Here is a 23,074-nt window from a genome sequence, read left to right as displayed (position 1 = left end):
GAGATCACGCCCCCCCCCCCCCCCCCACCCCCCCCCCCCCCCCTCCTCCCCCCCCCCCCCCCCCCCCCCCCCCCCCCCCCCCCCCCCCCGACCGGGTACGCCTCCAGACCGGGCGTGGCCAGCACATCGGCGATCAGCGCGGCCGAGCCGCACACATACGTGCTGACCAGGTCGACGTCACCGCCCACGCACCAGGCCCGGTCCTGCGGCCACCACAGGTCGGGCAGCTCGGCGAACTCGTCGGCCGACACCGGCGACAGGGCGTCGGCCAGGGGGCCGCGGAGCAGCACCTCGTCGCGGCCCGGCGTGACGAACGTGGGCACGCCGTCGAAGTCCCAACGGCCGTAGCCGTGCCAGAGGCCGAACCAGCACCGCTCCGCCGTGCCGGTGTGCCGGGCGAGCACGGGGATCAGCGCGTCGGCGACCTCGGGCGGCGTCGGGCCCTCCGCCGGGTGCTCGTCCCACACGCCCGACAGGCCGTACTCCGCGGCCTGTTGGTAGTCCCGGCCGGCCCCGATGACCTCGTACCAGTCGGTGAGCGGCCCCAGCTCACGCCCGTAGGCGGCGGCCACCGTGTCCCAGCGGACCGGGCGTTCGCCGAGGGAGGCCGGATGCAGCACACGGGCGCAGGCGTCGAACCCGGGCGCGGCGACACCTGCCACCTTCCCCAGACTCCAGTGCTCCGAGGGGCTCTTGCCGATCCACTCGGCGGGACCCAGGTCGTCGACGCACACCAGAAGCCGTCCGTACCGTTCGGGCGTGGGCTCTCGGTGCACCGGGGGGTAGTCGTTCATCCGCACAGTCTGCCCGGCCGCGCGCTCCGTTGATCGGACTTTGTTCCGACCCCGGGCGCGAGGCGGTCGCGGGGGCGGGGGATCGGCGAGGATCCGTGCATGGATGAGATCGTGCTCATGTCAGATCCGGAGATCGCCGCCATTCCCGTCGCCGACTGCGGTGAGCCGCTCGTCGACGTACGGCTCGACGGCTCACTCGTCGTGGACGCCCGCCAGGAGGACGGCCCGGGGGCCTTCGCGCACCTGCGGGAGGGCGTCCTGGCCCGGCTGGTCAAAGCCCAGGCCCAGCTCCCCGACGGACTGCGTCTGCTCTTCGTCGAGGGGTACCGGCCGCCCTCGCTGCAACGGCGGTACTTCGAGGAGTACGCCGCCGAGTTGCGCGCCGCGCACCCGGGCTGGCCCCCGGACCGGGTCCGCCGCGCCGCGAGCCGGTACGTGTCCCCGCCGGAGATCGCCCCGCACAGCGCCGGTGCCGCCGTCGACCTCACCCTCGTCGACGCGTCCGGGCGTGAACTCGACCTGGGTACGGCGATGAACGCGAACCCGGAGGAGAGCGGCGGGGCTTGCTACACCCACCACCCCCACATCAGTCCCGAGGCGCGGGCCAATCGCCGTGTCCTCACCGACGCGCTGACCTCGGCAGGTCTGGTCAACTACCCCACCGAGTGGTGGCACTGGTCCTACGGCGACCGCTACTGGGCCCTCACCACGGGCGAACGAACCGCCCGCTACGCCCCCACGGAACTCCACCCCTGACGCCCCGGGCCGGTGAGTGCCTCTGCGCAGTTCCCCGCGCCCCTGAGCCTGCGCAGTGGGTCGGCTGCCACGCCGGTGGGCGTGATCGCGCAGTTCCCCGCGCCCCTGAACGTTCACGGCTGCCAGGCCGGTGGTGTGTTTGCGCAGTTCCCCGCGCCCCTGAGTGTTCACGGCTGCCAGGCTGGTGGTGTGTTTGCGCAGTTCCCCGCGCCCCTGAGTGTTCACGGCTGCCGGGCTGGTGGTGTGTTTGCGCAGTTCCCCGCGCCCCTGAGTGTTCACGGCTGCCGGGCCGGTGGTGTGTTTGCGCAGTTCCCCGCGCCCCTTGGGTAGTTGGGGCTGGGGTCGGTCGGGAAGCGGGGCACCTCTGACGTGGCGGAGGGCAACGCGCAAAAGGGGCGCGGGGAACTGCGCGAACGCCCGCCCCGGGCGGTCAGCCGGAGACGGCCGCGAGGCACAGGGGCGCGGGGAACTGCGCAAATGCACCCACCGGCCGGTACGCCGACAACGCACCCCCACCCGCCCAGCCCAGCCCAGCGCAGCGCCTAGCCGCGACGGCCGTACGCCACGAAGTGACACGCGAAGAACCGCAGGTCGGCCGCATCACGCTCCAGGCCGTGGAACGCCTCGTCCCAACGGGCGAGATCGGCCGGTCCGGCCAGACCCTCCGCCACCAGCGCGTCCCGTGCCGCCCAGGCCGGCCCACGCATACCGGGCGGAGGAGCGACGACCTCGATGTGGCCCTCGAACTCCGCCACCTCCAGCCCCGCCGCGACGAGCAGCTCGTCGAGGCGCGCGCCGACGGCGAGATCGTTGCCCCGCCGCAGATGCAGCTCGCGGTAGCGGTCCTCCAGTTCGAGGAGGACCTCGGGCGCCCCGCGCAGCCGGAAGTTGCGGACGTCGATGTCCACCAGATACACCGCGCCCCCGCCCGGCCGGGCGAGCGAGGCCAGGTGGTCCACGATGGCCTGCTCCCGGCCGCCGTTGTGCGCGAGAACATGCCGGAGCATCACCAGGTCGAACGTCCCCGCGGGCAGCCCGGTCGCGTCCGCGGCCCCGGCGGCGGTGTGCACCGCCACCCCCGCCCGCCCCGCGAGCGCGTCGGCCGTCGCGAGAGCGTCACTGTCCCGGTCGACCGCCCAGACGCCGCCCTCGGGACCCGCCATGGCCGCCAGCCGGACGGAGACCGCCCCGGGACCGCATCCCACGTCGGCGATCCGCGCCCCGGGCACGGCCCCGGCGGCGCTCCACAGCTCGCGCTCGCGCCGCTCGGCGGCCTCGGCCATCATCCGGTAGCGGGCGATCTCCGGTTCACTGAGGGACAGCAGGTAGTCGGCCACCCCACCATCGTGCACCCGGCGGACCGGAGCCGCCCCCCGTTCGGCCGAAGGGCCGGAGAACGCCCGGGCTCAGGCGTCGTGCGCCGCGTACACCCGCCGCCCCTCCACGAACGTCTCCAGCACGCGCGTGGCGGCGATCTCCCCGGCCGGGCCCGCGAACGGGTCTCGGTCCAGGACCACCAGGTCGGCCGCCTTGCCGACGGTGATGCTGCCGGTGAGGCCGTCGAGACGGTTCACATACGCCGAGCCGGCCGTGTACGCGGCGATCGCGGTGCCCAGGTCGAGCCGCTGTCCGGGCAGGAACACGGGCGTGCCCTCGGGCGCGCCGGGCTCGACGCGGTTGACCGCCACATGCAGCGCCTGGAACGGGTCCGGGCTGCTGACCGGCCAGTCGCTGCCGGCGGCGAGGGTGGCCCCGGCCCGCAGCAGATCGCCGAACGGGTACTGCCAGGACCCGCGCTCGGCGCCGAGGAACGGCAGGGTCAGCTCGTCCATCTGCGGCTCGTGCGCGGCCCACAGCATCTGGAGGTTGGCGCTCGCGCCGAGTGCCCGGAACCGCGGCAGATCCTCGGGGTGGACGACCTGGAGATGAGCGAGGTGATGGCGGTTGTCGCGCCGCCCGTTGGCGGCCGCGGCCGCCTCCACCGCGTCGAGCGCCTCGCGCACGGCCCGGTCGCCCAGCGCGTGGAAGTGCACCTGGAAGTCCAGCGCGTCCAATTCGGTGACGTACTTCCGCAGCTCGCCCGGCTCCACGAAGCTGATGCCGCTGTTGTCCGAGGCGCACCCGCAGCCGGTGAGGTACGGGTCGAGCATCGCGGCGGTGCGGTTCTCCGCGATGCCGTCCTGCATGATCTTCACCGTGCTCGCGCGGAACCCCGCCCGGGTCAACTCCTCGCGCCGGGCGACGAGTTCGGCGATCTGCTCGGCGCCCCGCTCCCGGTCCCACCACAGCGCGGCGACCACCCGCGCGGTGAGCAGCCCCTGGTCCAGGGCCGCGTGGTACGAGGGTGCGGGGTCCGTCATGTTGGCGTACGCGCCGACGATCGCGTCCTGCCAGGCGGTCACGCCGTACGAGTGCAGCACGGCCTGGGCGCGCAGCAGTCCGGCGAGCTGCTCCTCGGGCGTCGGGTCCGGCACCAGGCGGCCTACCAGGTCGACCGCGCCCTCCTGGAGCATCCCGGTGGGGCGGCCCTGGGTGTCCCGCTCGATCCGGCCGTCCGCCGGGTCGGGGGTCCGCGCGTCGAGACCGGCCAGCTCCAGCGCCCGGCTGTTGACCCAGGCGCCGTGGTGGTCGCGGTTGGGCAGGAAGACCGGCCGGTCCGGCACGATCGCGTCGAGCGCGGCGGCCGTGGGGGAGCCGCCGGGGAAGGCCTCCAGTGACCAGCCGCCCCCGGTGATCCACCGGGCGTCGGGGCGGGAGTCGGCGTACGCCTTGATCCTGCGCAGGTACTCGGCCGTGTCGGTGGTGTCGCCGAGGTGGCACAGGCCCAGTTCCAGGCCCGCGCCCTGCGGATGGACGTGCGCGTCCTGGAAGCCGGGCAGCAGCAGCCTTCCGGCGAGGTCGACGACCTCGGTGTCCGGGCCGGTCAGCTCGCGGACCTCGTCGTGGCCGACGGCGACGATCCGCCCGCCGCGCACGGCCACGCTGCCGGCCGTCGCGCGGGCCGGGTCGACGGTGTGGACCGTACCGCCCGTGAAGAGGAGGTCGGCGGGTCCCTGAGGGTGTGTCATCAGTGCTGCTCCAGTGGGTGGTTCAGGCGGGGGTGCGGTCCATCGGGAGGGTCAGGGAGTCGGGATCGGTGCCCTGCCCCGTGGTGAAGTAGGGCGAGCGGCGGACGTACTTCGCCACGGCGGCCATGACCAGGCCGGCCAGGACGATCGCCGTGGGCAGCGAGAACATGAACCAGCCGTTGTCCGGGCTCAGTTCGAAATGGTCGCTCATGGTCAGGTACGAGTACGCGAGATAGCCGCCGAGACCCAGCAGGACCGCGCCCGACGCGGCGGGGACGACGACGGCGGGCAGGGCCTCGCGGGCGCCCTGGCGCAGCGCGGCGCGGAAGCGGACCGCGCAGGCCAGGGCGGTGAGGCCGTAGTAGAGGGCGACGACGAGCCCGATCGCGTTGACGGCGGCCAGCAGCATGTCGCTCAGCTTCGGCAGGGCCACGGCCAGTACGGCGATCGCGGCGGCCACGCCGAGCACGATGACGGTGCCCGCGGCGGGAGTGCCGTAGCGCGGGTGGATCCGGGTCCACACCTTGCCCATGGTGCGGTCGCGGCCCATGGCGAACAGGCCGCGCGCGGTGGGGATGAGCGTGGCCTGCACGGAGGCCACGGCGGAGAACATCAGGGCGAGCAGCGGCAGGGTCGCCCACGGCTCGGCGGCCAGCTTCGCGCCGAGGTGGGGGAGGGCCTGCGGGCCGTGGCGGACCAGCTCCGCCAGGCTCATCTCCCGCTGGAACGCCACCGAGCAGAACAGGAACAGGCCGAGCATGGCGAACAGGGCGATGAAGCCGCCCCGCGCGCTGTCTTCCGTGCGACGGGTCTCCTCGGTGACGCTGAAGACCGCGTCCCAGCCCCAGAAGAAGAACACCGCGAGCACCATGCCCTGGGCGAAGGCGGTGCCGTCGGAGATCGCGAACGGGTCGAACCAGGACCAGGAGAAGGCGTGGTCGCCGGTGACCAGGGCCCAGCCGCAGAAGACCAGCAGAACCGCGTACTCGAAGACGAGCAGCGCGAACTGGAGCCGGGTGGCGGACCGCACCCCGGTCACGGTGACCGCGGCCAGGGCGAGCAGCACCACCAGGCCCACCGCCGTACTGATTCCCGTGGACGCGGGGTCGAGGGCGACACCGGCGAGCGTGTGCAGGCCCGCGTTGTTCACCAGGTACAGCAGGGTCGAGCCCATCACCGCGCTGGTGTAGGCGCAGAACACGATGGAGCCGGCCAGGACGACCCAGCCGGTGAGGAAGCCCGGCCACGGGCCGAGGGTCCGGCCGACCCAGACGTAGCCGCTGCCGCAGTTGGGCTCGGCGCGGTTGAGACGGGCGTAGGCGACGGCGATACCGAGCACCGGGAGGAACGCCAGCAGGAGCAGCGCCGGGGCCTGGAGGCCCACCACGGACGCGACCGCGCCCATGCCGATGCCGATGCTGGTGGTGGCCGCGGTGCTGGACGCGGCGAGGGCGACACCGTCCACGACGCCCAGGGAACGGCGCAGGACGGGCGGGGACACGGGGGACGACATGGAAGGGCTCCTCGCTGTACGGGGGCGCTGATGTGGGGGAAGAGCCGCGCGGGACTGCGATCGAACAACCCGCCGTCATGTTGCGTCAATCCTGTTGACGTAAGGCGCCCGGGAGACGTTCACTGCGAGGCGACACCGCACCCGCGCCTAGGGAGCCCGCCATGCCGAGCCGTGTCCCGCCCGAGCGCCGCAGGCGCCGGCCCACCGCCTCCGGAGTCCTGCTCTCGGAGGAACTGATCGTGGACACCGCCCTGCGGCTGATCGGCGCGCACGGGGCGCAGGCGCTGAGCGTGCGCCGCCTCGGCGCGGCCCTGGGCTGCGACCCGACCGCCCTGTACCGCTACTTCCACGACACCGACGATCTGGTGCTCGCCGTCTCCGACCGGCTCATCGGCGACGCGATGAAGGGGTTCGTGCCCGGGGAGGACTGGGTGGCCTCGCTGCGGGAGATCGCCGTACGGGTGCGGGACGGCTACCTCGCCCATCCGAGGGCCGCCGCGCTGGCCGCCCACCGGGTCACCCGGCGGCCCAACGAGATCGGCGCGGTGGAGGCGGGCATCGGCCTGCTGCTGTCGGCGGGTTTCGAACCGGCCCGCGCCACCCGGATGTACCTGGCGTTCATCGACACCGTGCTGAGTCACGCGGCCACCGACGCGGCGTTCCACGCGCTGCCCCAGGAGCGGCGCGCCGCCGACGAACGGGCCTGGCGGGAGGTCTACCAGGACCTGGACCCGGCCACCCACCCGGCCCTGACGGCCGTACGAGAAGAACTGCCCGCGATGGCGGACAGTTCCTTCGAGGACGCGGTGGACCTGCTGCTCGAGGCGCTCGCGGCCCGGGCGCCGGGCGGCGGCGCTCAGCGCCGGGGGAGGTGACCCGGCGGCGCGCCCTCCGGCCGCCCGCTCAGGTCAGGGTCGCCCGCAGTGCCGCCTCGATCTCGAAGCGGGCGTCGGGGTCGGAGAGGGCGTCCCGGAACAGCGCCTGCACCTGGTGCAGGCGCTGCCGTGCCGTCTGGGGGTGGATGCCGAGGCGGGCCGCGATCTCCGGCGCCGTGCTGTGGGGCGTCTGGAGACAGGCCAGCAGGGTGCTGGCGAGACGGTCGCGCTGCTTGGGCGTGAGGGACGCCAGGGGCGCGAGATGCCGGTGCGCCATCAGCCGTACGAGCGCCGGGTCCGCGAGCAGCAGCAGCCGGGCGAGGGACGGATCGGTCACCGCCGGGGCGTCCGGAGCGGCGGCGGCCCCCGCGTCCCGCAGACTCCGGGCCCAGCGCAGCGAGTCGGCGGTCTGCGCGGGCGGTACGGCCGGTCCCACCACCGCGCCCGTCTCGCGCAGCAGTTGCAGCAGCCGTGGGTCGGCGAGCAGCAGATGCGGGGTCGGGACGACGAGGCAGGGCTGGGGGCTCTCCAGGTCGGCCAGCACGGAACCCGGCAGCCGGTGGCGGCGCAGGGCGGAGAGCGCGGCCCCGGCCTGGGCGGCCCTGGTCGCGGACGGCTGCCCGGCGGCTCCGGACTCCCCGGGGAACGCGCCCTCCCCGGCGAACACGGCCGACAGGACCGAGGCGGCGGCCGCCGCCGTCTCGGCCGGTTCGACGGAACCCATCGAGACGCCGGACCAGTTGAACTCGGCGGCTCCGTCCGCCGCGGCGGACGGGACGGCACGCGCGGCGCCGTGGTCCTCCGGCGCGGTGGAGCGTGCGGCCGCGGCGGCACGCGCGGCCCGCTCACGGCCGGCCGCGTGCTCACGGCCCGCTGCCTGCTCCCGGCCCACCGCCCGCTCATGGCCCGCCTCCCGGTCGCGACTCGCCTCCCGGTCGCGGCCCGCCGACGCGTCGGGCCCGGCGAAGGGGCCGGTGCCCGGGTTCCCCGCCGCGCCCGCAGCCGAGGGCGCCGACCCGGCCCGCCCGTCCATCAGCCGCAAGGGCCCCTGGTCCGCCCGGCGCCCCAGCGCCACCGCCGCCACCGTGTCCGGCAGCGGCCACTCCGCGTCGGCCGCCGCCTGCCTCAGGGCCTCGGCGTCGGGGCTGCCGGACGTGAGGAGCAGCAGCAGCCGGTGCCGCCGGCGCCCCACGGCACCCGCCTCGTCGGCCTGGGCCTCCGCGTAGGCCTGGACGGACACCGCGGCGATCTCGTCGATGTGCGTGAACACGGCCTCGGCGAGCAGCGCCACCGCCTCCGTGCCGAGCGCCAGCCGGCGGGCGACCCGGGCGTAGCGCCGCCAGGCGATCCGGGCGCCGAGGCGGTACGCGGCCTGGAGCGCGTCGAGGCTGCGGCCCTCGACCAGTTCCCCGCGCCCGAGCGCGCGGTACACCGGAACCCGGGCGGCCTCCAGCGGTCCGCCCGCGGAGGTGACGCGTTCGGCGAATTCGAGCAGCGCCGTTTCCACACCCTGCTGGATCGAGGCTCCGAATTGCCCCGAAAGCGGTCGGGAGAATTCCGGGATCTGGGATCTGATCTCGTGGATGATTTCTGCCGCGACCGTACGGTTCTCTTTCTGGAGTTCGGCCCCGAGGCGGCGTGGAAGGGCAGTCCACGGACCACCGCGGGGCTCCCTTCCCGGGCCGCGGCTCGCTCCGCCCGGCGCCGACTTCGTGGTCGTCACCCTGCGGAGTATGAGTACAAGTTACCGGCCGGTCAAGGGATCTGGCAGAGGTCAACTACCACTGCTAATCAACCTCTCCTCGTGTTTTGCCGGACCGTGAGACTTCGACGGACGCGAAAGCGCGCACTTGGGTGAGCGTTTTACGATCCGGCCTCCGGCGGAGCTGACACCTGGCTGAGCGGCGACCACCGGAGCGTGTTCGGTCCATTGCCCAGTGTTCCGGTTCCTTCCTACTTTCGCTGCCCAACCCCACCTCTATTCCAGGACAAGGGACGGAACTGGATATGAGCCGTAGAAACTTCACCCGTGCACTCCTCGCCGGAGCCGCCACGACCGCGCTGCTCGCCCTGAGCGGCGGCACCGGCTATGGCGCGGACGACCGCCTGGACGTCGAATACAGCTTCGCCGCCGGTTTCGCGAAGGGCGTGTTCCACCCCGCCGAGGCACCTCCCGGAGCCAACGACTGGGACTGCCGCCCCACCGCGGCGCACCCCGAGCCGGTGGTCCTCGTGCACGGCACGATGGAGAACATGAACGCCATCTGGCGCGGCGCAGCCCCGCTGCTGGCGAACGAGGGCTACTGCGTCTTCGCCTTCAGCTACGGCGGCGCCGACGCCGACGCGCCCCTCCAGGGCGTCGGTTCGATGGTGGACGGCGCGGCCGTGCTCGCCGCCTTCGTCGACCGGGTGCGCGCCGCGACCGGAGCCGCCGAGGTCGACCTCGTCGGCCACTCCCAGGGCGGCGGACCCGTGCCGCGCTACTACCTGAAGCACTTCCCCGGTGCCGCGGCCAAGGTCGACCAGCTCGTCGGCATCACGCCCTCCAACCACGGCACCACCCTGAGCGGGATCACCGAACTCGGCCGCACCCTGCACCTGCTGGAACCCGTCAACGGGATGCTGCAGAAGGACTATCCGGCGCTGGTGGAGCAGCAGATCGGCTCCGACTTCAACCGCGCCCTGGACGCCGGCGGCGACACCGTCCCGGGCGTCGACTACACCGTCGTCGTCACGCAGTACGACGAGATCGTCAGCCCCTACACCAACGGCTACCTGACCGCGGGCCCGGGCGCGACCGTCGACAACATCCATGTCCAGCAGACCTGCTGGCTCGACGCCACCGACCACCTCCAGGCGCCCTACGACCCGGTCGTCCTCACCCACGTCCTCAACGCCCTGGACCCGCAGCACCGGCGCACCGTTCCCTGCCAGGTGGTGCTGCCGCTGACCGGTCCGGTCCTCCCCGTGAACTGACCCTCGACGCAAGGCGGGTGGGGCGCGCACCGGCGCACCCCACCCGTGCCGCGTACGACGGACCCTCAGACCGCGGCAGCCGCGGCCGCCGCGGCGGCCCGCTCCTCACCCCGGCGGCGCGCCCGCTTGCCGTACATCGCGGTCCAGGCGCCCAGCGCGCCCAGGACGACGTAGATCAGGACCGGGCTGAGCACCACCATGGTGTCGGTGCTCAGCACGAGGACCAGCCCGACGCGGACGGCGGCCTCGACGCAGTAGGCGACACCCCAGACCGCCGTCATCGTGATCATGGTCCGGCGGAAGTCGGAGTACTGCCACAGCCCGTTCCACCACGCCGTGCTCCCGGCGGTGCCGTCGGTGGCGAACTTGCGGCCGAAGTAGAACATCAGCGGCCGCGGCGCCAGCAGCGTCGCCAGGCACAGCAGCCCGAACAGCCCCGTGACACCGGAGTCCTTGATCAGCAGGGCACGGGCGGAGTGCGCCCCGACCAGCGACACGACGGCGGTGATGACGAGGAACACCAGCGTCACCACGGCGAACTCGTCCAGGCGCCGCCGCCACGCGATGTGCACGACACTGTCCACCACCGGCCACGCGCTGCTCGCCAGCAGCGCGCCGAACTCGCTCCAGCCCTGGTCGCGCAGCGCGTTGTAGGTCAGGACCGGCGCGACGACATTGAGCCCGATGGTCAGCAGCCAGCCCCTCAGAGCGGCGCCTTTGGACCGCTCGGGTGCGGCCGGGCGTTCGCCGGCACCCGCGCCGGCCTCACCGCCCGCGGCCGGTCCGGTGTCTTCCTCGGCGTGTGCGGCCGTGGTGTCCTGCTGAGACACGATTCCCCCTGGTTCGGCGTCCGTTGCAGTGCGCAAACGTACGCCGACCGGTTGTGCCCGGACACCACGGCCACACCAAATGATCACCAAGAATGGCGGAGGTCCTGGTTCCTCATTCGCCCTTCGGCGCCGCCTGCTGCACCACCTCGAACGACCACAGGGTGGACCCGGAGGCCGCCGGCTTCGGCCGCTCCCCGCCCTCCGGGCCGCCGCCGCCCTGGTGGGCCGCCTTCATCGGGCCCTCCATCCAGGCCTGGAAGGACGCCTCGTCGCGCCAGCGCGTGTAGACGAGGTAGCTGTCGGTGCCCTCCACCGGCCGCAGCAGCTCGAACCACTCGAAGCCGTCGGAGTTCTCCACCGCGTGGGCGCGGGACGCGAAGCGCTTCTCCAGCACCTCGCGCTGCTCGGTGGGCACGGTCAGTACGTTGATCTTGACTACGCTCATGCCCTCATCCTGCCGCACCCCCGCCCGCCCCGGCCCGGCGCCCCGCGCGGCGCACGCGGGTCACCCGGTCCCGGACACCGGGTCCTGATCCAGGACTCCCAGGCTCTCGGCCCTGATCTCCGAGCGGACCAGTTCGAGCAGTCGGCCGATCCAGTTGCGGCCGGAGCCGCCGTTGTCGCCCCAGAAGTCGGAGTCCATGTGGTCGTAGACCAGCGTGGCGTCGGCGGTGTCCAGCAGGACCTGGGCCAACGGCGGGTGCTGGGCGTACTTGGCCCGCAGCAGCCGGGCCATCACCGCCGTGCGCGCGTGCTCCCAGCCCGGCCGGCGGCCCGCCGCGGCGGACAGTTCGCGGGCTGCGAAGGAGTTCGGGGCCTCGGCGATCGCGGCCCGGGCGGTCACGTCGTCGGTGGCGAGGGCCCAGTAGGCGTGCGTCACCGTCGGATAGACCGTGCGCTCGACCGTCACGGGCGCCGGATAGTCGTTGCGCAGCCCCTTCCTGCCCGGATCCGCCGAAGGCGTGAGCGGATAGCTCTGCGCGAGGTGGATCGCGGGGGAGAGCGGCGAGGCGGGCCCGTCCGCCGGCACCCGCAGAGGGCGCTCGGCGATCCACGTGGCGCGCTCCTCGAAGTAGGCGATCGCGTGGTCGTACCCCTCCTGGGACACCGGCTCCGGCGGCCCGTCCGGCAGCTGTCCGCCCGGCCCGGCCGCGAGCACCTTCAGCGGACCGTCCTTGTGGTCCATGTCCCCGAGCGCGTAACGCCGTTGGGTCGCGGGTATCGCCAGATACGCCTCGCGGAGCGCGGCGCGCCGCTCCTCGGTGCGGTCCGCCAGGAACGCGTCGACCGCCGTCAGGCACCGGTCCGTGGACGTCGGCCGCCCGTTGAGCTCGTCGACGGTGTCGCGCACCTCGGCCAGCAGCAGTTCGGGGGTGTACCAGGTCCGCGGCTCGGCGAACCGCCAGGCGGCCCCCAGTTCGAAGCCGGACGCGTCGCCCCCTTCCGGGAGTTCGGTGGCGACCCGGCCGCTGTGCAGCTTGCGCTCGAACTCCTCCAGGGTGACCAGGCCCCAGCAGTCGACGAGTCCGTCCGCGTAGATGAACAGGTCGGTCAGGTGATAGTCGAGGTTGCGGATGAAGACGTGCCGCCAGGTGCCGCGTACGCGCCTGCCGTCCGCCATGCGGTGGATGATCTTCTTGCCGAGCATCCCGGCATTCTGGCCCAGTGCCGACGCCCGCTCCACCGATTACCGCCGCGGCCCGTGCCGCCCCGCTCAGGCCACCGCGCTCAGCGTGTCCGCGAGGCGGCGGCGGGCCGACCGGGAGGCCGGGAGGGCCGCGAGGGCGGTCGCGCCCAGCACCGCGCTCGCGCACAGGAGCAGCAACAGCACGGGCGAGGGCCCCTGGGCGATACCGGCGCCGATGCCGCTGGACCGGCCCTGGGCGTCGATCAGCCAGTGGGCCAGCGGCAGCCCGAGGGCCGTGGCGAGGAGCACGGCCGCCAGGGCCGTACCGCCGGTCGCGGTGACCGTGATCGCGGTGATCTGCCGGGGCGACAGCCCGATGGCCTTCAGCGCGAGCAGATCGCGCTCGGACTCGCGGACCGTCCCGCCGATCGCGGTCAGCAGCTCCACCAGGCCGATCAGGGCGAGGACGGCGATCAGCCCGAGGACGACCCCGCGCAGCGGGGAGAGCCCGTCCGCCGGGTTCACCACCGCGTGCACGTCCAGATGACCGGCCCCCGCTCCGGCCAGCCGGCCGGCCACCGTGTGCGGGTCGGCGCCCGGGGCGAGACGGACCTGGTAGAGGGCCGGACTCAGACCGGGATCGTTCTCGCGCAGGGTGTCCAGCGTGGTCGAGATGACCCGGCCGGCGTTGTCCGGCTCGATGGAGCGGCCGACGATGTGCAGGATCTGCGGCTGGTCGCCGACCGTCATCCGCACCCAGTCGCCGACCCGTACGTCGAGCAGGTCGAGCAGCCCCTGACCGGCCACGGCCTCGTCGGGCCCGCGCGCCGGGCGGCCCTCGGCCAGGGCGTACGGGTAGGGGTCCTGGCGGGTGCCGAGGCCGCGCAGGGCGATGGTCTCGGTCTGCCCGGGGACCAGCGCGGCCACCTCTACGCCCGGGTACGCGGCGGAGACCTGGGGGTCCCGGTCGAGCAGCGCCTCGGTGCGCCCGGCGCCGAGGGACGCGTCGGGGTGGACGGTGAGCGCCGCGGGCAGGCCGATCTGGTCCGGCCTGCTGTGGAAGCGGTCCATCGTGGTCCAGGCGCTCATCGCCACGACGATCAGCAGCAGCGGCAGTGCCAGCCGGCCGATCGCGGCGAGGGAGCGGGGGTGACGGGCGAAGGCCCGGTGGCAGCCGAGGACCAGGGCGGGGGAGACGCGCAGCCGGGTCAGCGGGGAGCGGGCGGCGCGCAGCCAGGCCGCGGCGGCCCCGGCCCCTGCCGGACCGGACGCTCCGGCCCCTGCCGGACCGGACGCGGCGGTCCCGGCCTGCGCGTTTCGGCCGCCCCCGGCGCCGAGGGCCCAGCGGGCCGCTCCCGACAGCCGACCGCCCCGGGGCGCCGCGGGCCGGGGCACCGGCACCGGCGGTACCCGGCCCGCCCGCCACGCGGCCAGCCCCGTCGTCGCGCCGATGAACAGCACCGCCGCCACCGGCACCGCGAACAGCGTCACGGTCTGCCCCGGCAGACCCTGCCACACCCCGACGGCGTCCCCGAGGCGGCCCGGGACCAGACTGCCGAGGGCCTCGGTGAGCGCGGCGGCGGCCACCGCACCGAGCAGGGCGTAGGCGAGGTGCTGGAGCAGGAAGAGGCGCACGACCTGGGCGGGCGTGAAGCCGATCGCCTTCAGGACGGAGATGTCCCGCAGATGCCCTCTGATCCGGGTGCCGATGGCGCCGTGCACGGCGAACCCGGCGGCCAGCAGGGCGCCGAGCCCGAACAGGCCGAGCACCTGGCCGAGCAGCCGGTTGTCGTTCTGGGCCTCGGCCCGCGCCTGCTGCCAGGTGGCGACCTCGCCGATGGCGCCGGCGCCCAGCACGGTCACGGCCCGCTGGACGGCGTATCCCGTGTCCGAGGGGTCCTTCAGCCGCAGGCCGATCACCTGCCCGTCGGGGGCCGGCAGAGCGGAGGGCAGCGCCCAGACCAGGCCGCGCCGCTCGCCCGTCCGGTAGCGCGGCTCGGCGCTGTCGGCGACACCGACCACCGTGAGGCGCTGCGACTCACCCGGCAGGCTGAGCGTGTCGCCCGGCTCGGCCAGCAGCGCGCGGGCGAGCCGGGTCTCCAGCACGACACCGTCGGGTGTCGCCGGATCCAGCCAGCTTCCCGAGGTCAGCAGCGGACGGCCGATCCCGGGCCGGGCAGCCGTACCGCGCAGTTCCACCGAGGCGCGCGCCCCGCGCGTGGCCACCGTGACGGAGGCCGCCGGGTAGGGCCCGGCCACGGAGTCGACACCGTCGAGCGCGGACAGCTTCCCGGCGTCCGCGGAGGAATCGGTGTGCAGCCACACGTGCGCCCCGTTGGCCTGCGTGAACACCCGCTGCCAGGGGTTGGTGGCATACCCGAACAGGGCGGCCGCGAGCAGCAGCGACACGACGATGCCCGCGGTCGCGAGGACGAGGAACAGCGCCTCGCCGCGATGCGTCCGCAGATCGGAGTGCGCCCAGCGCAGAGTGGCCCGCATCTCAGTCCCTGAGCTCCAGCACCCCGGACGTCCCGGCCCGGCGAGGGGGAGCCGCGTCGAGTTCCGCGTCGTCGGCTATCCGTCCGTCGAAGAAGCTGATCACCCGGTCCGCGGCACTCGCGAGGCGGGCGTCATGGGTGACCAGGAGGATCGTCTGGCCGCGCTGGTGGAAACGGGACAGCAGCCGCATCACCTCGCGGGTGCCCTTGCTGTCGAGGCTGCCGGCGGGTTCGTCGGCGAGGAGCAGCGGCGGCTGGTTGACCAGGGCGCGGGCGAGCGCGACGCGCTGCTGCTCGCCACCGGACAGCTCGCCCGGTATCCGGCGCTCCTTGCCCGCGAGGCCCAGCTCGGCGAGCAGCTCCTCCCGCTCGGCACGGGCCCGCTTCGGCGGTATCCCGGCGAGCAGCGCGGGCAGCTCCACGTTGTCGGCGACGGACAAGTTCGACACCAGGTTGAAGAACTGGAAGACGATCCCGATCCGCCGGCGCCGTTCCACCGCCCAGCGGGACTCGCTCCAGTCGTCCGCGCGCACGCCGTCCAGCCACACACTGCCCGCGTCCGGCCGCTGGAGCCCGCCCAGCAGATGCAGCAGCGTGGACTTGCCGGCGCCGGACGGTCCGGTGATCGCCACGAACTCGCCCGGCCGCACCGAGAGATCCACACCGCGCACGGCGTGCGCGGGCGCTCCCTCGCCGTGGTGGGTCTTGGTCAGTCCCTCGGCGCGCAGTGCCGGTGTCACGGGAGCGGTGCCCTCGGTCACTCCAGCTCCTCCAGCTCTTCCTGGCACCGCTCCAGCCAGTCGAGGTCGGCCTGGAGGTGCAGCATCGCGCCCTCTATCAGCAGATGCGAGATGCGGTTGTCGCGGTCTTCGGAGGCGGCCAGCTTGGACAGCTGCCGCATGGTGTTCAGGTACTGGCGCCGCTGTCCGTTGATCAGGGCGATCTGGTCGGCGAGGCCGGTGCGCGGGGCCACGGCCAGCTTCATGAAGAACTCGTCCCGGACCCGTGGCTCGTCCTCGGGCTCCGCGAACCAGGTGCGCAGCGCCTCGCGCCCGGTGTCGGTGAGGTGGTAGACCTTCTTGTTGGGCCGGCTGGACTGCTCGACGTCCTCGCCCTCGATCAGACCCTGTTTCTCCAGGCGGCCGAGGGTGACGTAGATCTGGCCGACGTTCGGCTGAGGGTACGCGGAGCCCAGCAGTTGCTCAAGGTCCTGCTTCAGCTCGTAGCCGTGGGCCGGACCGCGGGCGAGGAGTGCCAGGAGGGGCAGGCGCACGCGTGCTGTCCTCCTGTCCTGGTGATGTGTGCCAGGCCCTAGTATCGCCCATGCCTAACAGGTATACATGGCCTTTGACGCCGTGCGAAGGTGCCCGGCGCCGGGGTACAGGGAGGAACCTATGCGGTGGACACGTGCCGCGGGTAGGGGCCTCCTCGTTCTCCTCGTCGTCCTGACCGGCTATGTCGCCTTCGGAACCCGTGCCCAGGAGGGCCCCGGTGAAGGGCGCGGACCGCTCACCCTGGCCACGGCCGGGGACCTCACGGGCTATCTCGGCCCGCTGCTGGAGGGCTGGAACGCCACCCATCCCGGCGAGGAGGTCACCCTCGTCGAGCTGCCCGACTCCGCCGACGAGACGCACGCGCAGATGGTCACCGACCTGCGCGGGGGCGAGCGCAGCCGGTTCGACGTCCTCAACATCGACGTCAACTGGACCTCGGAGTTCGCCGCCGCGGGCTGGATACGCCCGCTGGACCCCGACCGCTTCCCGCTCGGCACCTTCCTGCCGCCGGTCGTCGACACCGCGACCTACGACGGCCGTCTGTACGCCGTCCCGTACGTCACCAACGCGGGCCTGCTGCTGTACCGCAAGGACGTCCTCGAGGAGGAGGGCCTGCCGCCGCCCCGCACCTGGGCCGAACTGGAGCGCTACGCCGAGACCGTCGCCCCCCGGCACGGCCTGGGCGGCTACGCCGGACAGTTCCTGCCCTACGAGGGCCTGACGGTCAACGCGGCCGAGGCCGTCTACTCGGCGGGCGGCACGATCCTCGGCGACGAGGGCTCGCGCGTCACCGTCGACTCCGCCGCGGCCCGCGAGGGCATCGGCTTCCTGGTGCGCGGCGTCCGTGAGGGCTGGATCCCGCGCGAGGCGCTGACGTACAAGGAGGAGGAGTCCAAACAGGCCTTCCAGGACGGCCGGCTGCTGTTCCTGCGGAACTGGCCCTACGCCTATGTCGGCGCCTCCGCCGAGGGCTCACGGGTCGCCGGACGGATAGGCGCCGTCCCCCTGCCGGGCCCCGAGGGGCCGGGCACCAGTGTCCTCGGCGGCTCCAACCTCGCCGTCAGCACGCACGCGCGGCATCCGGACACGGCCGCGCGGCTGATCGCCTACCTCACCAGCGAGCCCGTCCAGCGTCAGGTCCTGACCCGGGGCGCGCTGCCCCCGGTGCGCGCCGACCTGTACGAGAACCCTGATCTGATCAGGGAGTTCCCCTATCTGCCGACGCTCCGCGAGAGCGTGCTGGCGGCCGCGCCGCGCCCCAGGAGCCCACGCTACGACCAGGTCAGCCTGGCGGTGCAGGCGGTCGTGCACGACGCGATGACCGGACACCAGACGCCCGAGGCCGCCGTGCGCCGACTCGCGCACGAGCTCGACGCCATCGCCCGCTGATAGTTACTTGTTAAGTAACGCCAGGGTCTCATCCCGCCTCTTCCTGCCCTGATTTATCCGTATTTTCGCGGTCAACTCATCGGTAGCTTCTGTCCAGTTCATTGACACCCCCTGGAAACGGCTACTTAACATGCATACATGTTGAGTAAGTACGACCGCTGGTGGCGTGACGCGGTGATCTACCAGGTCTACGTCCGCAGCTTCCTGGACAGCACGGGCGACGGCGTCGGCGATCTCGCCGGCGTCCGGGCGGGGCTGCCGTACCTGAAGAAGCTGGGCGTCGACGGGATCTGGCTGAGCCCCTTCTACCCGTCGCCGCAGCACGACCACGGCTACGACGTGGCCGACTACTGCGAGGTCGACCCGGTCTTCGGCGACCTCGCCGAGTTCGACCTGCTGGTGCGGGCCGCGCGCCGGCTCGGGATCAAGGTCCTGCTGGACGTCGTCCCCAACCACTGCTCCAGCGAGCACCCGTGGTTCCGCGAGGCGCTGGACGCCGAACCCGGCAGCCCGGCCCGCGCCCGCTTCCACTTCGCCGACGGCCGTGGCCCGGACGGCGCCGAGCCGCCCAACAACTGGCACGCCATGTTCGGCGGACCGGCCTGGACCCGGGTCGCCGACGGTCAGTGGTACCTGCACATGTTCACGCCCGAGCAGCCCGACTGGAACTGGCGCAACAGCGAGATCCCCGCCGAGTTCGACCGGATCCTGCGCTTCTGGCTCGACCGGGGCGTGGACGGCTTCCGCATCGACGTGGCGGCCGGTCTCTTCAAGCACCCCGAGCTGCCCGACTCCGACGACCCCGAGGCCGACGCCCGCACCCGCGACTCCGTCAACCCGCTCGCCTGGAACCAGCCCGAGGTGCACGAGGTCTGGCGGCACTGGCGCTCGGTCTGCGAGGAGTACACCGCCCGCGACGGCCGCGAACGCCTGCTGGTCGGCGAGGTGTCGGTGCCCACCGCCCGTGAGCACGCCCAGTACGTCCGCCCGGACGAGCTGCACCAGGCCTTCTTCTTCGACCTGCTCGGCGCCGCCTGGGACGCCGACGCCTTCCGCAAGGTCGTCTCCGAGGCCATGCAGGACATCGCCGGCACCGGCTCCACGGTCACCTGGGTCCTCAACAACCACGACCAGGTCCGCACCGTCACCCGCTACGGCGAACCCGCCCCCGGCGGCAGCGGACTCGGCGCCGCCCGCGCCCGCGCCGCCGCCCTGCTGATGCTGGCCCTGCCCGGCGCCGCGTACATCTACCAGGGCGAGGAACTGGGCCTGCCCGAGGTCGTCGACCTGCCCGACGACGTGCTCACCGACCCGATCTTCCGGCGCACCGGCGACCGCGCCCGCATCCGCGACGGCTGCCGGGTGCCGCTGCCCTGGTCGGGACAGGCCTCCCCGTTCGGCTTCACCTCCGGCGCCGAGAGCGCCAAGCCCTGGCTGCCGCAGCCGGATTACTTCGCCGAGTACGCCTTCGACCGCGCGCTCGTCGACACCCGCTCCTTCTGGCACCTGTACCGCGACGGACTGCAACTGCGCTCCGCGCTGCCCCAGCTGGGCGAAGGGACCCTTCGCTGGCTGGACACCCCGCCCGGCGTGCTCGCCTTCGTGCGCGGCGACGACCTCGTCTGCGCCGTCAACTTCGGGACCACCCCCGTGCCCGCGCCGGTCTCCGGCACCCCCCTGCTGTCCAGCGGCCCCTGTCCGGCCGGGGTGCTCCCCGGCTCGACGGCGGCCTGGTGGACAGACGACTCACCCACCCCCTGACCCACGACCTCCCACTCGACTCCTCACCCCCGCGAAGGGACATCGACGATGATGCGACGCACCACCCTGCTCAGCGGCTGCACCGCCCTGGTTCTCGCGCTCGGCGCCACCGCCTGCGGAGGCGGTGACGACGTCTCGGCCGGCGGCGGCGACAAGGCGCTGAACGGCAAGACGCTCACCGTGGCCGGTGTATGGACCGGCAGCGAGCAGAAGAACTTCCAGAAGGTGCTCGACGCCTTCGCGGAGAAGACCGGCGCCAAGCCGCAGTTCGTCTCCACCGGCGACAACGTCTCCACCGTCGTCGGCAGCAAGATCGAGGGCGGCAACGCCCCCGACGTGGTGATGGTCCCGCAGGTCGGCGTGCTCCAGCAGTTCGCCGCCAGCGGCTGGCTCAAGCCGCTGTCCGCCGCCGCCGAGAAGTCCGTCGACGCCAACTTCGCGCCCGTGTGGAAGAACTACGGCAGCGTCGACGGCGCCCTCTACGGCCTCTACTTCAAGGCCGCCCACAAGTCGACCGTCTGGTACAGCCCCGACGCCCTCGCCCAGGCGGGTGTCAAGGCCCCGAAGACGTACGACGAGATGCTCGAGGCCGGCCGGACCGTCTCCGACTCCGGGCTCGCCGCCTTCTCCGTCGCCGGACAGGACGGCTGGACCCTCACCGACTGGTTCGAGAACATCTATCTCTCCCAGGCCGGACCCGAGAAGTACGACGCCCTCGCCGCCCACGAGCTGAAGTGGACCGACGCCTCCGTGGTCGAGGCGCTCACCACGCTCGGCGAGCTGTTCAAGGACAAGCAGCTGATCGCGGGCGGCCAGAAGGGCGCCCTGAACACCGACTTCCCCGGCTCGGTGGAGAAGGTCTTCGGCCCCGAACCCGAGGCCGGCATGGTCTACGAGGGCGACTTCGTCGCCGGTGTGGCCAAGGACCAGTTCGGCAGGACCATCGGCGAGGACGCCGACTTCTTCCCCTTCCCACCGGTCGGCTCCGGCACCGCGCCCGTGGTCAGCGGCGGCGACGCGGCCGTGGTCCTCAAGGACGGCAGGAACGCCGACGCCGCCATGGCCTTCCTGGAGTACCTCGCCACCCCGGAGGCCGCGGCCGTCTGGGCCGAGGCGGGCGGCTTCCTCTCCCCGAACAAGAAGCTCGACCCCGCCGCCTACGGCGACGACACCACCCGCGCCACCGCCGAGTCCCTGGTCGCGGCGGGGGACTCGGTCCGCTTCGACATGTCCGACCAGGCCCCCGCCGCCTTCGGCGGCACCAAGGGCGCCGGTGAGTGGAAGATCCTCCAGGACTTCCTGCGCGACCCCTCGAACCCGGCGAACACCGCCGCCCAGCTGGAGTCCGCCGCGGCCAAGGCCTACAAGGGCTGACCGGTCATGACCGCCACGCTCGTGAAAGAGACGAGCCCTCCGCCCGCCGCGGGCGCCGGACATGCCCGGCGCCTGCGGCGGCGGGGCCGGGCCGTCGCCCTGCTCTTCGTCCTCCCGGCGCTGCTCCTGCTCGGCGCGCTGGTCGTCTACCCGGTCCTGTTCTCCGTCGGCCGTAGCTTCTTCGACGCCTCCGGCACACAGTTCGTCGGCGGCGACAACTACACCGAGATGTTCAGCGACCCGGCCACCATGAGAGCCGTGCGCAACACGGCGATCTGGGTCGTGGTCGCCCCCACCCTGCTGACCGGCCTGGGCCTGATCCTGGCCGTCCTGGTGGAGAAGATCCGCTGGGCCACCGCCTTCAAGCTGCTGCTGTTCATGCCGATGGCCGTGTCCTTCCTCGCGGCCGGCATCATCTTCCGCCTCGCCTACGACGAGGACCCCGACAAGGGCGTGCTGAACGCGGCCGCGGTCTCCGTCCACGACGCCTTCGCCGGCACCCCGGCCTACCCGAGCGCCCGCGCCCGCGACGGCCAGGGACTCGCCAGGACCGCCGACGGCGGCTACCGGACCACCGCGACCGTGTCACCGGGCGACTCGCTGACCCTCGGCCTGGTCGGCGTACAGCCCAAGGACCTGCCGGCCGACGCGGCCGCCGCCCGGACCGCCGCGGCCGCGCCCGGCGAACTGCGCGGTGTGGTCTACCTGGACTTCACCCCCGGAGGGGGCGGGGAACAGGGCGCGGTGGACCCGGAGGAGAGCGGACTGCCCGAGGTACGGGTCGAGGCCGTGCGCGACGGCGACACGGTCGCCTCCACCACCACCGCCTTCGACGGCACCTTCCGCTTCGAGGGACTCGACGACGGCCGGTACACGGTGAACCTGCCCGCCTCGAACTTCGCCGCCCCCTACGACGGCATCTCCTGGCTCGGGCCCACGCTCGTCACCCCGGCCATCATCGGCGCCTATCTGTGGATCTGGACCGGCTTCTCCATGGTCCTCATCGGCGCCGGACTGTCCACCCTGCCCAGGGACGCGCTGGAGGCCGCGCGGATCGACGGCGCCAGTGAGTGGCAGATCTTCCGGCGCATCACGGTCCCGCTGCTCGCGCCTGTGCTGACCGTCGTGTTCATCACCCTGGTGATCAACGTGATGAAGGTCTTCGACCTCGTCTACATCATCGCGCCCGGCCCCGTGCAGCAGGACGCGACCGTGCTCGCGACGCAGATGTGGCTGGTGTCGTTCGGCGGCGGCAACGACCAGGGCCTCGGCAGCGCGCTGGGTGTACTGCTCCTGCTGCTCGTGGTGCCCGCGATGGTCTTCAACGTCCGCCGTTTCCGAAGGAGCCAGCGATGAACACCGCCCGCCGCTATCTGGGCAACGGGGTCGTCCAGGCGTTCCTGGTGATCGTCGGACTGCTCTGGATGACACCGCTGGCCGGACTGCTCCTGTCCTCGATGCGCTCCGCGGAGGACACCGCGAAGGGCGGCTGGTGGACGGTGTTCACCAGCCCGGGACAGCTGTCCTTCGACAACTACTCGGCGCTGCTGGAGAACGCGGGCATGACCCGGGCGTTCTGGAACACCGTGCTGATATCGGTGCCCGCCACCTTCCTGGTGGTCGTCCTCGCCGCGCTCGCCGGATACGCCTTCGCCTGGCTCGACTTCCCCGGCAGGGACGCCGTCTTCCTGCTGGTGGTCGCCCTGTTGGTGGTGCCGGTGCAGATCGGGCTGCTGCCCGTCGCCAAACTCTTCGGCCAGCTCGGCCTGTTCGGGACGATCCCCGGCGTGGTGCTCTTCCATGTGGCCTACGGGCTGCCGTTCGCGGTGTTCCTGCTGCGCAACTACTTCGCGGAGATCCCGAAGGAGATGCTGGAGGCGGCCCGGATGGACGGGGGCACGGAGTGGCGCATCTTCACCCGGCTGGTACTGCCGGTCGGCCGGCCGGCCATCGCGAGCCTCGCCATCTTCCAGTTCCTGTGGGTGTGGAACGACATGCTGGTCGCGCTGCTGTTCGCGGACAGTTCCGCGCAGCCGCTGACCGTGGAACTCCAGTCGCAGATCCGGCAGTTCGGCAGCAACATCGATGTGCTGGCACCGGGCGCGTTCCTGTCGCTGATCGTCCCGGTGGCCGTGTTCTTCGCCTTCCAGCGGCACTTCGTGCAGGGGGTGATGGCGGGCTCCGTCAAGTAGGGAGCCGAGGGGCGCACCCAGGAGCCGGCCGGTGCCGACGAGCCGGTACGGCACCTGGGTGCGAGCAGGGAGCCGGGCGGCCGGCCGCCGCGGGGGCGGGGCCGGCCTCCGGTGCCTCATCGGGGGCCGGTGTCTCACCGGCCCGTG

18 protein-coding genes and 1 pseudogene are annotated in these 23,074 nt (G+C 73.0%); 8 read left to right on the top strand and 11 right to left on the bottom strand.

What is annotated here, in order from left to right:
• The coding region (locus ACZ6SQ_RS07930) for a hypothetical protein (RefSeq protein ID WP_469557779.1) at nucleotides 1–794 on the bottom strand (794 nt) is incomplete at its 3' end.
• A gap of 99 nt (nucleotides 795–893) precedes the next feature.
• Between ACZ6SQ_RS07930 and ACZ6SQ_RS07925 the strand changes: the two genes are divergently transcribed.
• The gene (locus tag ACZ6SQ_RS07925; RefSeq protein ID WP_469557778.1) at nucleotides 894–1,550 is read left to right on the top strand and encodes a M15 family metallopeptidase; all 657 of its coding nucleotides are present in this window, start codon (nucleotides 894–896) and stop codon (nucleotides 1,548–1,550) included.
• A gap of 542 nt (nucleotides 1,551–2,092) precedes the next feature.
• Here the strand turns inward: ACZ6SQ_RS07925 and ACZ6SQ_RS07920 are convergent.
• The 3 genes from ACZ6SQ_RS07920 to ACZ6SQ_RS07910 all read right to left on the bottom strand — a co-directional run bounded on the left by ACZ6SQ_RS07920 (nucleotide 2,093) and on the right by ACZ6SQ_RS07910 (nucleotide 6,131).
• Nucleotides 2,093–2,887 (bottom strand): class I SAM-dependent methyltransferase, encoded by a 795-nt coding sequence (locus tag ACZ6SQ_RS07920; RefSeq protein WP_469557776.1) that lies wholly within the window; start codon nucleotides 2,885–2,887, stop codon nucleotides 2,093–2,095.
• Nucleotides 2,888–2,956: 69 nt separating this feature from the next.
• Nucleotides 2,957–4,618, bottom strand: a complete 1,662-nt coding sequence (locus ACZ6SQ_RS07915; RefSeq protein ID WP_469557775.1) for an amidohydrolase — start codon at nucleotides 4,616–4,618, stop codon at nucleotides 2,957–2,959.
• A 22-nt stretch (nucleotides 4,619–4,640) separates the two neighbouring features.
• Nucleotides 4,641–6,131, bottom strand: a complete 1,491-nt coding sequence (locus ACZ6SQ_RS07910) for an APC family permease (RefSeq protein WP_469557772.1) — start codon at nucleotides 6,129–6,131, stop codon at nucleotides 4,641–4,643.
• A 161-nt stretch (nucleotides 6,132–6,292) separates the two neighbouring features.
• On the opposite strand from ACZ6SQ_RS07910, the gene ACZ6SQ_RS07905 reads away from it, so the two are divergent.
• On the top strand, nucleotides 6,293–7,006 hold the full coding sequence (locus ACZ6SQ_RS07905) for a TetR/AcrR family transcriptional regulator (protein WP_469557771.1): 714 nt from the start codon (nucleotides 6,293–6,295) through the stop codon (nucleotides 7,004–7,006).
• Nucleotides 7,007–7,034: 28 nt separating this feature from the next.
• Here ACZ6SQ_RS07905 and ACZ6SQ_RS07900 read toward each other — a convergent pair whose 3' ends face one another.
• A complete protein-coding gene (locus ACZ6SQ_RS07900) occupies nucleotides 7,035–8,729 on the bottom strand; it encodes a PucR-like N-terminal domain-containing protein (protein ID WP_469557769.1) in 1,695 nt (564 codons plus the stop codon).
• A gap of 284 nt (nucleotides 8,730–9,013) precedes the next feature.
• On the opposite strand from ACZ6SQ_RS07900, the gene ACZ6SQ_RS07895 reads away from it, so the two are divergent.
• Nucleotides 9,014–9,982, top strand: a complete 969-nt coding sequence (locus ACZ6SQ_RS07895; protein ID WP_386383770.1) for an esterase/lipase family protein — start codon at nucleotides 9,014–9,016, stop codon at nucleotides 9,980–9,982.
• 65 nt (nucleotides 9,983–10,047) lie between these two features.
• Here the strand turns inward: ACZ6SQ_RS07895 and ACZ6SQ_RS07890 are convergent, their stop codons facing one another.
• The 6 genes and pseudogenes from ACZ6SQ_RS07890 to ACZ6SQ_RS07865 form a co-directional block, all read right to left on the bottom strand.
• A complete protein-coding gene (locus ACZ6SQ_RS07890) occupies nucleotides 10,048–10,812 on the bottom strand; it encodes a VC0807 family protein (protein WP_469557767.1) in 765 nt (254 codons plus the stop codon).
• A 112-nt stretch (nucleotides 10,813–10,924) separates the two neighbouring features.
• Complete coding sequence (locus ACZ6SQ_RS07885; RefSeq protein WP_469557765.1) at nucleotides 10,925–11,257, bottom strand: antibiotic biosynthesis monooxygenase family protein; 333 nt, start codon at nucleotides 11,255–11,257, stop codon at nucleotides 10,925–10,927.
• A 60-nt stretch (nucleotides 11,258–11,317) separates the two neighbouring features.
• Nucleotides 11,318–12,460 (bottom strand): NADAR family protein, encoded by a 1,143-nt coding sequence (locus ACZ6SQ_RS07880; protein ID WP_469557763.1) that lies wholly within the window; start codon nucleotides 12,458–12,460, stop codon nucleotides 11,318–11,320.
• Nucleotides 12,461–12,526: 66 nt separating this feature from the next.
• The gene (locus tag ACZ6SQ_RS07875) at nucleotides 12,527–14,938 is read right to left on the bottom strand and encodes an FtsX-like permease family protein (protein WP_469557762.1); all 2,412 of its coding nucleotides are present in this window, start codon (nucleotides 14,936–14,938) and stop codon (nucleotides 12,527–12,529) included.
• A 1-nt stretch (nucleotide 14,939) separates the two neighbouring features.
• Nucleotides 14,940–15,593 (bottom strand): annotated as a pseudogene (locus ACZ6SQ_RS07870) (ABC transporter ATP-binding protein); the annotation flags it as partial.
• Nucleotides 15,594–15,694: 101 nt separating this feature from the next.
• Nucleotides 15,695–16,210 carry a PadR family transcriptional regulator gene (locus ACZ6SQ_RS07865; protein WP_469557760.1) on the bottom strand — a complete coding sequence of 172 codons (516 nt, stop codon included), beginning with the start codon at nucleotides 16,208–16,210 and terminating at the stop codon, nucleotides 15,695–15,697.
• Between the two features lie 121 nt (nucleotides 16,211–16,331).
• On the opposite strand from ACZ6SQ_RS07865, the gene ACZ6SQ_RS07860 reads away from it, so the two are divergent.
• The 5 genes from ACZ6SQ_RS07860 to ACZ6SQ_RS07840 all read left to right on the top strand — a co-directional run bounded on the left by ACZ6SQ_RS07860 (nucleotide 16,332) and on the right by ACZ6SQ_RS07840 (nucleotide 22,927).
• Nucleotides 16,332–17,600, top strand: coding sequence for an ABC transporter substrate-binding protein (locus ACZ6SQ_RS07860; protein ID WP_469557759.1), 1,269 nt, complete (start codon nucleotides 16,332–16,334; stop codon nucleotides 17,598–17,600).
• A 138-nt stretch (nucleotides 17,601–17,738) separates the two neighbouring features.
• Complete coding sequence (locus ACZ6SQ_RS07855; RefSeq protein WP_469557757.1) at nucleotides 17,739–19,361, top strand: glycoside hydrolase family 13 protein; 1,623 nt, start codon at nucleotides 17,739–17,741, stop codon at nucleotides 19,359–19,361.
• A 48-nt stretch (nucleotides 19,362–19,409) separates the two neighbouring features.
• Nucleotides 19,410–20,735, top strand: coding sequence for an ABC transporter substrate-binding protein (locus tag ACZ6SQ_RS07850; RefSeq protein ID WP_469557756.1), 1,326 nt, complete (start codon nucleotides 19,410–19,412; stop codon nucleotides 20,733–20,735).
• Between the two features lie 6 nt (nucleotides 20,736–20,741).
• The gene (locus ACZ6SQ_RS07845) at nucleotides 20,742–22,091 is read left to right on the top strand and encodes an ABC transporter permease (RefSeq protein WP_469557755.1); all 1,350 of its coding nucleotides are present in this window, start codon (nucleotides 20,742–20,744) and stop codon (nucleotides 22,089–22,091) included.
• Complete coding sequence (locus ACZ6SQ_RS07840; protein WP_469557753.1) at nucleotides 22,088–22,927, top strand: carbohydrate ABC transporter permease; 840 nt, start codon at nucleotides 22,088–22,090, stop codon at nucleotides 22,925–22,927. The genes ACZ6SQ_RS07845 and ACZ6SQ_RS07840 overlap by 4 nt, the downstream gene beginning before the upstream one ends.
• The last annotated feature ends 147 nt before the right edge of the window (nucleotides 22,928–23,074 follow it).

This window comes from Streptomyces sp. NPDC048600, from assembly GCF_055587025.1.
The sequence above is the reverse complement of the archived record's forward strand: the minus strand, read 5'-3'. Positions and strand labels throughout refer to the sequence as shown.

Bases quoted from the DNA above. Each gene is read 5' to 3' on its own strand.
- ACZ6SQ_RS07925 (WP_469557778.1), top strand. From the start codon at position 894: ATGGATGAGATCGTGCTCATGTCAGATCCGGAGATCGCCGCCATTCCC.
- ACZ6SQ_RS07915 (WP_469557775.1), bottom strand. From the start codon at position 4,618: ATGACACACCCTCAGGGACCCGCCGACCTCCTCTTCACGGGCGGTACG.
- ACZ6SQ_RS07910 (WP_469557772.1), bottom strand. From the start codon at position 6,131: ATGTCGTCCCCCGTGTCCCCGCCCGTCCTGCGCCGTTCCCTGGGCGTC.
- ACZ6SQ_RS07905 (WP_469557771.1), top strand. From the start codon at position 6,293: ATGCCGAGCCGTGTCCCGCCCGAGCGCCGCAGGCGCCGGCCCACCGCC.
- ACZ6SQ_RS07895 (WP_386383770.1), top strand. From the start codon at position 9,014: ATGAGCCGTAGAAACTTCACCCGTGCACTCCTCGCCGGAGCCGCCACG.
- ACZ6SQ_RS07885 (WP_469557765.1), bottom strand. From the start codon at position 11,257: ATGAGCGTAGTCAAGATCAACGTACTGACCGTGCCCACCGAGCAGCGC.
- ACZ6SQ_RS07880 (WP_469557763.1), bottom strand. From the start codon at position 12,460: ATGCTCGGCAAGAAGATCATCCACCGCATGGCGGACGGCAGGCGCGTA.
- ACZ6SQ_RS07875 (WP_469557762.1), bottom strand. From the start codon at position 14,938: ATGCGGGCCACTCTGCGCTGGGCGCACTCCGATCTGCGGACGCATCGC.
- ACZ6SQ_RS07860 (WP_469557759.1), top strand. From the start codon at position 16,332: ATGCGGTGGACACGTGCCGCGGGTAGGGGCCTCCTCGTTCTCCTCGTC.
- ACZ6SQ_RS07855 (WP_469557757.1), top strand. From the start codon at position 17,739: ATGTTGAGTAAGTACGACCGCTGGTGGCGTGACGCGGTGATCTACCAG.
- ACZ6SQ_RS07850 (WP_469557756.1), top strand. From the start codon at position 19,410: ATGATGCGACGCACCACCCTGCTCAGCGGCTGCACCGCCCTGGTTCTC.
- ACZ6SQ_RS07845 (WP_469557755.1), top strand. From the start codon at position 20,742: ATGACCGCCACGCTCGTGAAAGAGACGAGCCCTCCGCCCGCCGCGGGC.
- ACZ6SQ_RS07840 (WP_469557753.1), top strand. From the start codon at position 22,088: ATGAACACCGCCCGCCGCTATCTGGGCAACGGGGTCGTCCAGGCGTTC.